Below are 12,347 nucleotides of genomic sequence, written 5' to 3' on the forward strand. Positions count from 1 at the left end.
CATGTTTTTTATGCCATTCAACAACTCTATTTTTGCAATCAATATCACAGAATGGGATGAATGGCACAGTTTCACCGTGATCTCATTGATCTTGATTTCATCTGGAACCTATCATTGGAACCGGTTTCAAAATTACAATTTTATCAAATTCTGGAGGCGTTAAATGAATCCGAAATTTCCGGAGAATTTTCTATGGGGAGGCGCTGTCGCTGCTCATCAGCTTGAAGGTGGCTGGGACAAAGATGGTAAAGGGATGAGCATTATCGATGTTGTGACCGCTGGTGCCTATGGCAAGCAACGCAAGATCACCGACGGTATTCAGCCTGATGAGTTTTACCCGAACCATGAAGCAATCGATTTTCACGGCCGTTATAAAGAAGACATCAAACTCTTTGCCGAGATGGGATTCAAATGTTTCAGAACCAGTATCGCCTGGACGCGTATTTTCCCGACCGGCGAAGAAACGACACCGTGTGAAGCCGGATTGAAGTTCTACGATGATATGTTCGATGAACTACTGAAATACAATATTGAACCGGTCATCACCCTCAGCCATTTCGAAATGCCCTACCATCTTGCCCAGAAGTATGATGGCTGGATGAGCCGGGAAGTTATTGATTTGTTCGTCAAATATGCGATGACAGTGATTGAGCGTTATCAGCACAAAGTGAAATATTGGATGACATTCAATGAAATCAATAACCAGAAGAATGTTGCTCTTGATATCTTTGGCTGGACCTGTTCAGGCGTCAAGTTCACGCAGAAAGAAAAACCTGAAGAAGCAATGTATCAAGCGACTCACCACCAATTTGTTGCCAGTGCCAAAGTGGTTGCTCAGGCCCATGCTCTGAATCCGGCACTGAAAATCGGTTGTATGGTGGCGATGGTGCCATTCTATCCATATTCCTCCCATCCAGACGATGTCATGCTGGCGCAAGTCGCGATGCGGGATCGCTTTATTTTCTCGGATGTGATGGCCAAAGGTCACTATCCGACTTACGCACTAAAAGAGTGGGAAGAGAAAGGTTATACCATTGAAATGGCTGAAGGCGATGAGGCGATTCTGAAAGCCGGGGCGGTCGACTATATCGGTTTTAGCTATTACATGTCCAATACGGTCAACTCCCAGGCAACAGAAAGTAATCAGGAAGAGCTGGTTGATGGAAGTCGTAAACACGCGGTCCGTAATCCGTTCTTAAAAGCCAGTGACTGGGGATGGCAAATTGATCCTGTCGGTCTGCGGTATAGTCTGACTGCCCTCTATGAACGTTACGAGAAACCGCTGTTTATTGTTGAAAATGGTCTGGGTGCCGTCGATAAAGTCGAAGCAAACGGTGAAATTCACGATGATTATCGGATCGACTATCTGCGCGCCCATATTCAGGAAATGGCGAAAGCAATTCATATTGATGGTGTCGAACTGATGGGTTATACCCCTTGGGGATGTATTGATCTGGTCTCCTTCACCACCGGAGAAATGAAAAAACGCTATGGCTTCATCTATGTTGATAAGCATGACGACAATACCGGTACGCTACAACGTTCACCGAAAAAGTCATTTTATTGGTATAAAAATGTGATTACATCTCACGGTTCAGAACTTTAATCGGACAGAAGAAATTTTATGTCAATATTCTGATCAACGATCATCGCGTCTTTTTAGTGATCAAAAAGTATTTTAGTGGTCAAGAGTATTTTAGTGATCAAAAACACTTCAGTGATAAACATAAGGCTAACCACACATGCCAAAAAAAGAGGGAAGCGCAAGCGCTTCCCTCTCTTCATTCAGTTCAGTATGGCTGATTTATGCTTCAGTGTGACGTCGGCTGTGACCGCGTTCACCACGATGAGCACCGCGATGATCTCCACCACGGTTGCGATCAAAACGGCGTTCACCTTCACGGCGACCATTTTCATTGAAACCCCGGCCTTCGCCACGGCTGTCACGGTTTGGACGACCACCCTCACGACGGGCACGAGACTCACGGAAGTCATCAAAGTCACACACCACGGCACCGACATCTTTCTGACGAATCCGTAGTTTACGCAACTTACGAGTCACATCAGAAGACATGCTTTTCGGCAATTGAACAAAGGTGTGTCCTTGTGCCAGTTTAATCGCACCAATCGAGTTTTTACCTAAGCCGAGTTCGTTTGCCAGTGCACCGACGATATCTTTAACCTGCACACCTTGTTCACGACCAACTTGTAATTGGTAAGTATCCCAATCCTGAGTTCCCTGACCGTAGCTCCGACGACCATCACTACCACCATTACCACCGTCACGACGATCACGACGACGTGATTTTTCACGCTCAATTTCAGCAACCATCGGGTCTTCACCGACGTAGAATAATGGACGTTTACCTTGTTGACGCTTCAGTAACATCGCCGCCAGTGTCGTGGTATCGATGTCCAGAGAATCTCTGAGGCTTTCAATCAGCGCGGAAAATTTTTCCAATGCTTTGTGTTCTTTTTCAGTTTCAAGTTCTTGGCTCAGTTGAACCAAGCGTGCCTGAGCAACTTTATCACGATGCGGTAACTGAATTTCTTCCATAGAAGAACGCGTCACCCGTTCAATCGTCCGCAACATACGGATTTGATTGGTACGAACCAACAGGATCGCTTTTCCTTTCCGCCCGGCACGACCCGTACGGCCAATACGGTGAATGTAAGATTCTACGTCAAATGGAATATCGTAGTTGAATACATGCGTAATGCGAGGCACATCTAGTCCACGCGCAACAACATCAGTTGCAACCAAAATGTCAGTCACGCCTTTTTTGATATGCTCAACCGTTCTTTCACGTAAAGACTGAGGGATATCGCCATGCAGCGCAGTTGCTTTGAATCCGCGAGAAGAAAGCCAGTCTGCCAGACGCTCGGTATCTTGACGGGTACGTACGAAAACAATCGATGCATCCGTTTCTTCCGTCTCAAGCATGCGAACCATTGCTTCATCTTTTTCGACGCCTTTCACAACCCAGAATTGCTGTTCTACTTTTGCAACGGTCTGATTTGCACCTGCTACGTCAACCCGAGCCGGGTCACGCAGGAAGCGATCTACGATGTTTTTCACCATTGGTGGCATTGTTGCCGAGAACAAGACACGCTGAGCACTTTCAGGAGATTGTTCCATAATCCAGGTCACATCATCGACAAAACCCATTTTCAGCATTTCATCAGCTTCGTCGAGAATAAAGGTGTGACACTCATCCAAATGGAGACGATCACGGGTAATCAGATCTTTTACCCGTCCCGGTGTGCCGACAATGATATGAGCACCGGCTCTCAGGGAGCGCATCTGATCAACAATCGATGCACCACCATAAATTTCTAACACTTTCAGGCCGGCAATATTTTGACCTAAAGTTTTGATTTCTGCTGCAACCTGAATAGCCAGTTCACGCGTCGGTGCCATCACAATGGCCTGAGGCTTATGCTGATTCATAATCAGTTTATTGAGCAGAGGTAGAGAGAATGCTGCAGTTTTTCCGGTACCGGTTTGTGCTTTACCTAAAGCATCACGACCTTCCAACAAAAATGGAATTGCAGCAGCCTGAATGGGTGTAGGAGAAACGAAGCCCATATTGTCCAGAGCGGAGAGGATTTCGTTTTTGAGAGCTAATTCGTTGAATTGAATCACATTATCTTGCATGGGGTTCCCACTAATTTAGATGAATAACAAGGCCCCATGCGCTTTACCATTTCTAATCCAGTCAAGGATAGATTCCTTTCCGTGCGGTATTAACTAAAGTCCGCTTTAAAGCGACGAGGGACATAACAAAGGATGCGGATTATTCCTTAAATGCATAAAAAAATCTAGAAAAAATTGAAATTCATCACATATTTTTCTCAATACGAACAAAAACCCCCTTTTAATTCCGCCACATAACACATTGTCATGGATTTTGCACCTTATAATCTCAGATTCAAGGTTGCATAATACCAATGAAGATGAAAAAACGACATGACATAGTGGCATAACGTCTGCTGCATCACGTTACCAAATAATGTCTGAACACTTGTAAGACACTATAATGTCTACTGATACGCATTCTCTCCAAAACCGATACCAGCACGCTCTATCAGCAGGTATGCTCATGATGGAATCGTATACTTTCCCCCAATTACCGAGTACCATGTGGGGGTATTATAGTATTTACGGATATTTCGCAGATATTCGATGCCATGTACTGGAGAATACTTCGCGAAATTGGGGGAGAGCGACCTCTCCTGAGCCAAAAGATGAAAGGTTAAAATAATATCTGATGTTTCAAGACAATCCATTACTTGCCCAGTTAAAACAACAGATTCAGGAGAATCTGCCGAAAAAAGAAGGGACCGTTAAAGCAACTGATAAAGGTTTCGGCTTTTTAGAAATCGACAGTAAAAACAGTGTCTTTATCCCACCTCCTTACATGAAAAAATCAATGCATGGCGATAAAGTCATTGCCATTATCCGCACCGAAAACGAACGTGAAGTTGCCGAACCACAAGAATTACTCGAACCCGCTCTCTCTCGCTTTATCGGTCGTGTCAAACTGCACAAAGGTAAGCTCAATGTTGCACCGGATCACCCGCAACTGAAAAAACAGCCGCTGAAAGCCAAAGTCAGAAAAGGACTGGATCCAAATACGATTGCGGAAAATGATTGGGTGGTTGCACAACTCACACGTCACCCACTCAAAGGTGACAATGGGTTTTTCGTTGAAATTACCCATAAAATTACCGATGCCGACGACAAGATCGCACCTTGGTGGGTCACACTGGCTCAAAACGATTTACCGAATCAGGAACCGGAAGGGATTGATAACTGGGAACAGAAAGATGATCCGGCATTGGCCCGCGTTGATTTAACCGATGTACCATTTGTTACGATTGATGGCGCATCGACCCAAGACATGGACGATGCATTATATGCCAAGCGCACTGAGTCCGGTGATTTTGAGTTAACCATCGCCATTGCAGATCCAACCGCTTACATCACGCCAGATGATCAGATGGACAAGGTTGCCCGTGAACGTGGCTTTACGATTTACCTGCCGGGGCGCAACATTCCAATGCTGCCGAGAGAACTCGCTGATAACCTATGTTCACTGCGGGAAGGTGAAGTACGCCCTGCCCTGTGTTGTACAGTCACGGTGGCTCAGGATGGCACTCTGCAAGATGATATCCGCTTTTTCTCAGCTCAGATTCAGTCTCATGCACGTCTGGTTTACGATCATGTTTCCGATTGGCTGGAACAGGGTGAGTCGAGCGACTGGACTCCTTCCGATGAAATTGCTCAGGTCGTCCGAGATCTATATGCCTTTTCTCAGGCGCGCATCTCATGGCGGGAAACCCACGCAGTGGTGTTCCCCGACAGACCGGATTATCGCTTTGAACTCAGTGAAGATAATGATGTGATTGCGATTCATGCCGATATGCGCCGCAGTGCCAATCGTTTGGTTGAAGAGGCGATGGTGACGGCGAACGTATGTGCCGGTAAAGTACTCCAACAGCAATTCGGAACAGGCGTATTTAATGTCCACGACGGTTTTAAAACTGAGCGTATTGCTGATGTAATTGCGCTGATTACCGAACACGGCATGAGTGATCACAGCGATGAGACGGTCAAAACACTGGCAGGCTTTTCCGCACTACGTCGTTGGCTCGCGACTCAAGACACTAGTTATTTGGATAACCGTATTCGTAAATTCCAAAGCTATAGTGAAATCAGCAATCAGCCAGCGCCACATTTTGCTATGGGGCTGGATGTCTATGCGACGTGGACATCCCCGATCCGTAAATATGGCGATATGATCAATCACCGCTTACTGAAGTCTTATATTATGGGTAAACCGCCAGTGCAATTACCGGATGAACTGGTTGGTGAAGAGCTGGCGATTCATCGGAAACATCATAAGATTGCTGAAAGAAGTGTCAGTGACTGGCTTTATGCCCGAACTTTGGCTGAAGAGCCACAGAAACAAACACGCTATCAGGCGGAAATCTTTGATATAAACCGTGCCGGGATGCGGATCAGATTGATCGAAAATGGGGCCACGGCATTTGTCCCTGCTCCGCTGATTATGGATAACAAAGAACGTATCGAATGCCACGCAGAACAAGGTTATATCTACATCGATAAAGCATTGGTGTACAAACTGGGAGATACACTTGAAGTCACACTCAATGAAGTGAATCAGGAAAACCGGAACATCATTGCCAAACCGACTGCAGTTTTTGCTGAGCCGCCTCAAAACGACGTATCAGAATCAGAAACGGCTTGAACCTGTGTTGTGCGTGCTTATGGCTGCGATAGAAGTAGCCGTGTAAGCAGGGTCAAGTGACACATAGCGCAACATCTGTTTTGCATAAAAAAGGTATTCATCTGAATACCTTTTTATTTGTCAATCGAAATGTGGTAGTGATGTTTCATCTTGGCAGCCGGTGCATCTGGCTCAGTTTCAATAAAACCACCGATGTACAAACAAATTAAGACCAAAATAAAGATTTCGGATCTTTCTCAACTTCGCGGATTAATGCGGTTAAATCTTCACTTCGACCCAAGAAGGGGTATAGCATCCAAGCGTTTTCATCATCCGGCACATAGAGTGCCCACACTCGTGCTTGCTGATCCCACTGAATCTTTGCCACTGGCGTAGAATAATCATAATGGCTGGAATCAAGCTTATAATGGTGTTTGAGAAATTTGACACCATCCACAATCGGCTCAAAGCATGATTTACCAATACCAACGGGCAACCCTTGATTGCGATTTTGGCATAATAGTTCAGCTCGGTGTTCGATCTGACGTTGTAATAGGTTAACGACCGTCATCTGTATCTCAATAAGCCTCTGAATCAACTAAGATAAGCAACCATGACATATTTTCTACTCTGGTTGCATTGATCTCACGATGTACTGAGTATAAACCATTCAACTCTTCAGGACGATACACAAAGCTGAATTCTGCCCACTGCCACACTAAGAAAACGTTTCAGCCCGTACCACTTGTCAAAATACCTGGCCAACCTCTTTTACTGCCGCTGCTTTCTCGATGTTCAAGCTGGATCAACACGCTCAAGGACTGTCGAAACGTCGTATTCTTCTCTGATTCAGCAACAAGCAGTCACAAAAGTGTCATCAAAACCTCATAATATCGAGGCTTTATTAGATAACGTGGAGTGGATTATGTTGCGGGTTGTTATCGGCCTATTTCTCAGTGTATGGGTCATGTCATCGCAGGTTGTTGCCAAAGAAATCAATGTTTCAGGGTCAACCTCAGTCGCGCGAATTATGGATGTCCTTGCTGAAGACTACAATAAAGCGCATCCGGAAAGCTTTATTGCTGTTCAGGGTGTGGGCTCAACCGCAGGGATTACCTTATTGAAAAAAGGTGTTGCAGATATCGCCATGAGCTCCCGCTATCTGACCGAAGGTGAGCTGGATGAAAATTTAGAAATTCGACTCATCGCATATGACGGCTTGGCAATTGTCGTGAATCTTGCTAATCCGATCAAGAATCTGACCCGAGACCAGCTCTACAAAATTTATAAAGGTCAGATTACCAACTGGAAGGAGTTGGGGGGAACGGATCAAAGAATCGCGGTTGTGACACGAGAAGCGTCATCGGGATCCAGATTCAGTTTTGAGAGCCTGTTGGGATTAACCCGGGTCGTTAACAATCGTCTGGTCTCCGATATCAACCCAAGTAACCTTGTCGTCAATAGTAACAGCATGGTCAAAACATTAGTCAATCATAATCCACGGGCCATTGGCTTCATTTCGACCGGTTCGGTTGATCAGTCAATTAAGGCCGTTCCATTTGAAGGTGTGGTCGCTTCGACGAAAACGATTTCTGATGGTTCATATCAGCTTTCGAGACCATTTTTCGTCATTGATTATTCAAACAAAGCCAGTCAGGAAGCCCAAGATTTTATCAAATATCTCCAGTCGGATCGGGCACGGGAACTGATTCACAGTTATGGATATATTCCATCGATTAAATAATTCTTTCTGAATCTCATCAAAAAGGACTGGCGTTGCCAGTCCTTTTTGATTGCGCAGATCACCTCATAACCATTAAACGATGGGTTGTTCCTGCGGTGGTAAATCCTGCTGACGCAGTTTGTCGTTTTTCAGGGTTCGATGGAGTAACTGACTGTATAGTGGCTCTCCGCCAAACAACTGAGCAAAGATAACTGCACCCAATACGGTAATGATGAGCGGTAGAATCAAATAATAGTTATTGGTCATCTCAATCACCAATAAAATACCGGTAATCGGGGCCCGAACCGTTGCAGCAAACAATGCGCCCATCCCTGCAATCGCAAACATTCCCGGTTCGAATGCCAGTTCAGGCCAGAAATTATGTGAAATCAGACCAAATGCATAACCAAACAAGGTTCCTAAAGCCAGCATGGGAGCAAAAATACCACCGGGCGCACCCGAACCAAAACAGAGCATTGTGGTTAAGATGCGTCCCAAAAATAGCAGCATTAATAAACTCGCAGTGTATCCGCCATTGGTAATCACAGGAATAAGCGCAATACCACCACCGGTTAGATCAGGAAGATACAGCAACAAGATGCCGAAACACCCACCGAGAAACGATCCGACCAATAAATAACGCTTACGATCATTGCGGTGAATTTTGACAAAGATATCCTGAAAAAATGTCACTAGGCGATTGAAGAACACCCCGAAGATCCCAAATAGAATGCCCAGTAGTAAAAAAAGCCATAATGACCGAATTTCTGGTGCCTGATACTGAGGCATAGTAATCACGGCCGCCTGACCGTTAATCAGCCGAAATACAATGTTGGCGAAAACAGAAGAAATGATCACCGCTTTAATCGAAATCAGCGTGTAACGAAACTGGGGGCGCATCTCTTCAACCACAAACATAATCCCGGCCAGAGGTGCGTTAAATGCCGCAGATAACCCACCGGCAGCACCGGCAGCCAACAACGAATGTCGGGCATCATCATTTTTAACCCGGAACAGACTTGAGATCATGCGCCCGATCGCTCCTCCCATCTGAACCGTCGGACCTTCACGTCCTAGCACCATTCCCGATCCCAGCGCACCGAGCCCACCGAAGAATTTCACTGGCAGCACCCGCCACCAGCGGACTTGTCGCATTCCGTCCATCGCCCCTTCAATTTCAGGGATCCCGGAACCTGCCGCTTCCGGCGCAAAACGGTGAACCAGAAAGTAACCGATGAAAGCCAGAGTCGCACTAATCAAAAAGGCTGCAAGCCAAAGCGGTAATAGGTTACCGATTTCACTGATTAACCAGCTAGTCCGTGTTTCTGAAACAAAGTGAATGCCTAACTCAAAATAAGTCCCGACCAAGCCGGATAAGAGCCCGACAAGAATAGAAAGCAGCAAAACAGAGACCGGAGTCTTATCTTTTGAGAGAAACTGATTAATGGCGTCCTTAGGTACTTTAGCTAATAGGGAAGGTTTGAATCTCTCTTTAGATCTCATTGAGTTAAGGCCTCACAAATGAAAGTATCAGTATCAACGAGCGTGAATTATACGCATCCTTATCATCTTCTATAGTTGCAATAATGAAATGTTGTATTTCATATTTATACTCAGATCACTTTCTCAATGCGACTTCATGCGCAAATTGAAAGAATTCCGATATCTGATGATAACCACAGTTGCAGGTGAAAAACAAATCTGTGAACCACATAAAAAAACGGTACAACAAATGATCATCACACTTGAAATACCAACATATCGAGCCATAATCAAAGTGTAAGGCAATTGAAATAATCTTAACCGGAGGAACGATTCAGTCTTACGTACAATTTGGATCAAGGAATAAAAATCCTAAGACCATTCCCGCCATTAGCTGGTTAACACAACCAGATCGCAAGCTCACGATATGAGTCGCGGGAAATGAAGGCGCGCTTTTATAAGTGCGCCTTTTACATTTTATCCACTCGTAGAATATTTGTATACTAACACACTGAATCCTGAACGTTCTTCAATTTGGAGTTGAAGTTATGACTCAACGAATTCCTGCCAATATCATCACCGGATTTCTGGGAACTGGCAAAACCACTGCTATTCTGAATCTACTTAAACATAAACCTGCCGATCAAAACTGGGCGGTTTTAGTCAATGAATTTGGTGAAATTGGCATTGATGGCACCCTCTTGTCTCAACAAAGTGCCTTGGTGAAAGAAGTCCCCGGCGGTTGTATGTGTTGTACTGCCGGTGTGCCGATGTCTGTTGGAATTACGGCTCTGCTTAGACAGAAGCCGGATCGGTTGCTGATTGAGCCTACAGGGCTGGGACACCCCCGGGAAATTGTCTCAACGCTCACCTCAGCCCAATATCAACCCTATCTGGATTTAAAAGCAACAATTGCGCTGGTCGATCCGCGTAATCTCAGCAATCGCAAATATACGACTCACCAAAACTTCAACGACCAGTTAGCCAGTGCTGATGTCATCATCGGCAATAAAGTCGATCAATGTCATACCCATGATATCGATACATTCAATGACTGGCTCACCGACCAACAACCGGCCAAAATTTTTCACAAACTGACCCGATTCGGTGACATACCACTGGAAGTGTTGGATCTCCCGCGTCGGGAAGAACCACAACAGGTATCGCCTCAATCCCCTCATGAGCATCTGCATGGCCACGCTGAACCGATCTTTCAGTTAGCTCCGGGAGAGCAGTACCAGAGAAAAGAAAATCAGGGTGAGGGCTACTACAGCTGTGGCTGGGTGTTCGGGGCTGAGTTCCACTTTCCTTTTGATGCACTGTTTTCACTATTCAGTGAGCTAACAGCGGAACGGATCAAAGCCGTTATCAATACAGACCGTGGCTGCTATGCATTCAATGTTAACCACCGCGTTGTCTCCGTACATGAGATATCGCTGGATGGATTCGAGTCAAAAATAGAGGTAATCGATTCCCAGCTGATGCCTTGGGATGAGCTGGAACAGATTCTACTTGAACTGGGACAGTTGACTGCAAAATGATGTGCAACATGGGGGAGCAATCGCTCCTCTTCACCCATCGACACGGATGAAACCATAATGACAGCAGGATGCTGTCATTATCTGGGGCTCAATTGCTGTTAGAGCAACCGTTACGGATGGATTAACGTTTATTCCGTAAATAGCGTTTACGCCGTTCTTCTTTATGCTTTGTCTTCTCTGCAGCTTTTCTTGTGGCTTCCAGTTCAGCATCAATCAGTTCCTGATGAATCATCTCCGGCCGCTCCAGCGTAATTGCCCCAATCGTACCGGCTCGCAGTTCATGCAACAGAATCTCTGACGCTTTGTGCAAATCAATCCGCCCTCCAGCCCGTAACGCACCACGTTTACGGCCAATCGCTTCCATCCATTCGAGATCCGATTGTGGATTTTCATCAATCTGATAACGCGCTTTCAATAAATCCGGATATACCTGGGCCAGATATTCAACGGTGTAAAACGCGACTTCATCATATTCCATCGCAGTGTCTTTCACCGCTCCGGTCGCAGCAAGGCGGAAGCCAGAATGGGGATTCTCAACTTTGGGCCAGAGAATTCCCGGGGTATCTGATAAAACAATCCCATTTTGCAGATTAATCCGTTGCTGGCGACGTGTGACAGCAGGCTGATTTCCTGTCTGAGCAATCGTCCGTCCGGCCAAGGCATTAATAATTGTTGATTTGCCGACATTGGGAATCCCCATGATCATCGTGCGAATATTCTTGCCGATCTCTTCCCGATGGGGTGCCAGTTTACGACACAGTTCCATAATCTGATTGACTTCCTGAGTATTCTGGGTCGTAATCGCCAACGCTTTTACGCCTTTCTCTCGCTCAAGGTGTTCAATCCAGAGTGCCGTTGTGACAGGATCCGCCAGATCGCGTTTATTCAACACTTTCACACAAGGCTTGTCACCCCGAAGTTCGGCAATCATGGGATTTTCGCTACTAAATGGAATACGGGCATCCAGCACTTCAATAATGACATCAATCTGGGGAATGACTTCTTCGATTTCCTTGCGTGCTTTATGCATGTGTCCCGGAAACCATTGGATTGTATTGTTAACCATTTGAAACGAACCTTTCACCGATATCCGTTTGTTTTGTTTCCCTGAATCAATGCTTTTCATATCTTCATCTTCAGGGCATGACAAACGGACGGATTTGATAAAATGATGGCATTCTAACATGCTCTGTGTGAAATGGGGGATTGTTCTTTGTTCATGGCGGTGGTGAACGACACTGAGTGAGGAAATCGCGGCCAACAGTTGACAAGTCACTGCAATTCAGTACGACTCAAATAAAAAAGTGCCGCCTAAAGGTAGGGACGGCACAAGAGGTATAGCTATCG

8 protein-coding genes are annotated in these 12,347 nt (G+C 45.6%); 4 read left to right on the forward strand and 4 right to left on the reverse strand.

The genetic code is table 11. The features are described from left to right. The first annotated feature begins 163 nt into the window (after positions 1–163). A complete protein-coding gene (locus AC55NX_RS11730) occupies positions 164–1,606 on the forward strand; it encodes a 6-phospho-beta-glucosidase (protein ID WP_496995908.1) in 1,443 nt (480 codons plus the stop codon). Positions 1,607–1,804: 198 nt separating this feature from the next. Here AC55NX_RS11730 and AC55NX_RS11735 read toward each other — a convergent pair whose 3' ends face one another. After that, on the reverse strand, positions 1,805–3,658 hold the full coding sequence (locus AC55NX_RS11735; RefSeq protein WP_496995909.1) for a DEAD/DEAH box helicase: 1,854 nt from the start codon (positions 3,656–3,658) through the stop codon (positions 1,805–1,807). A 613-nt stretch (positions 3,659–4,271) separates the two neighbouring features. Here AC55NX_RS11735 and rnb point away from each other — a divergent pair. Continuing rightward, positions 4,272–6,275, forward strand: a complete 2,004-nt coding sequence (gene rnb, locus AC55NX_RS11740; RefSeq protein WP_496995910.1) for an exoribonuclease II — start codon at positions 4,272–4,274, stop codon at positions 6,273–6,275. 205 nt (positions 6,276–6,480) lie between these two features. On the opposite strand, the gene AC55NX_RS11745 is transcribed toward rnb, so the two are convergent. Next, a complete protein-coding gene (locus tag AC55NX_RS11745; protein ID WP_496995911.1) occupies positions 6,481–6,825 on the reverse strand; it encodes a DUF3024 domain-containing protein in 345 nt (114 codons plus the stop codon). A 354-nt stretch (positions 6,826–7,179) separates the two neighbouring features. Between AC55NX_RS11745 and AC55NX_RS11750 the strand changes: the two genes are divergently transcribed. Further along, complete coding sequence (locus tag AC55NX_RS11750) at positions 7,180–7,998, forward strand: phosphate ABC transporter substrate-binding protein (RefSeq protein ID WP_496995912.1); 819 nt, start codon at positions 7,180–7,182, stop codon at positions 7,996–7,998. 72 nt (positions 7,999–8,070) lie between these two features. On the opposite strand, the gene clcA is transcribed toward AC55NX_RS11750, so the two are convergent. Beyond that, positions 8,071–9,480 carry a H(+)/Cl(-) exchange transporter ClcA gene (clcA, locus tag AC55NX_RS11755; protein ID WP_496995913.1) on the reverse strand — a complete coding sequence of 470 codons (1,410 nt, stop codon included), beginning with the start codon at positions 9,478–9,480 and terminating at the stop codon, positions 8,071–8,073. 527 nt (positions 9,481–10,007) lie between these two features. Here clcA and AC55NX_RS11760 point away from each other — a divergent pair. Then, complete coding sequence (locus tag AC55NX_RS11760) at positions 10,008–11,000, forward strand: CobW family GTP-binding protein (protein ID WP_496995914.1); 993 nt, start codon at positions 10,008–10,010, stop codon at positions 10,998–11,000. Between the two features lie 121 nt (positions 11,001–11,121). Here AC55NX_RS11760 and ylqF read toward each other — a convergent pair whose 3' ends face one another. Next, on the reverse strand, positions 11,122–12,066 hold the full coding sequence (ylqF, locus tag AC55NX_RS11765; RefSeq protein ID WP_496995969.1) for a ribosome biogenesis GTPase YlqF: 945 nt from the start codon (positions 12,064–12,066) through the stop codon (positions 11,122–11,124). Positions 12,067–12,347 lie beyond the last annotated feature (281 nt).

The sequence above is a fragment of the Vibrio rubrogenes genome (assembly GCF_059641415.1).

What these genes read in the sequence shown, in the direction of transcription:
- rnb (WP_496995910.1), top strand. Translation starts at nt 4,272, where the DNA reads ATGTTTCAAGACAATCCATTACTTGCCCAGTTAAAACAACAGATTCAG.
- AC55NX_RS11760 (WP_496995914.1), top strand. Translation starts at nt 10,008, where the DNA reads ATGACTCAACGAATTCCTGCCAATATCATCACCGGATTTCTGGGAACT.
- ylqF (WP_496995969.1), bottom strand. Translation starts at nt 12,066, where the DNA reads ATGGTTAACAATACAATCCAATGGTTTCCGGGACACATGCATAAAGCA.
- AC55NX_RS11730 (WP_496995908.1), top strand. Translation starts at nt 164, where the DNA reads ATGAATCCGAAATTTCCGGAGAATTTTCTATGGGGAGGCGCTGTCGCT.
- AC55NX_RS11750 (WP_496995912.1), top strand. Translation starts at nt 7,180, where the DNA reads ATGTTGCGGGTTGTTATCGGCCTATTTCTCAGTGTATGGGTCATGTCA.
- AC55NX_RS11745 (WP_496995911.1), bottom strand. Translation starts at nt 6,825, where the DNA reads ATGACGGTCGTTAACCTATTACAACGTCAGATCGAACACCGAGCTGAA.
- AC55NX_RS11735 (WP_496995909.1), bottom strand. Translation starts at nt 3,658, where the DNA reads ATGCAAGATAATGTGATTCAATTCAACGAATTAGCTCTCAAAAACGAA.
- clcA (WP_496995913.1), bottom strand. Translation starts at nt 9,480, where the DNA reads ATGAGATCTAAAGAGAGATTCAAACCTTCCCTATTAGCTAAAGTACCT.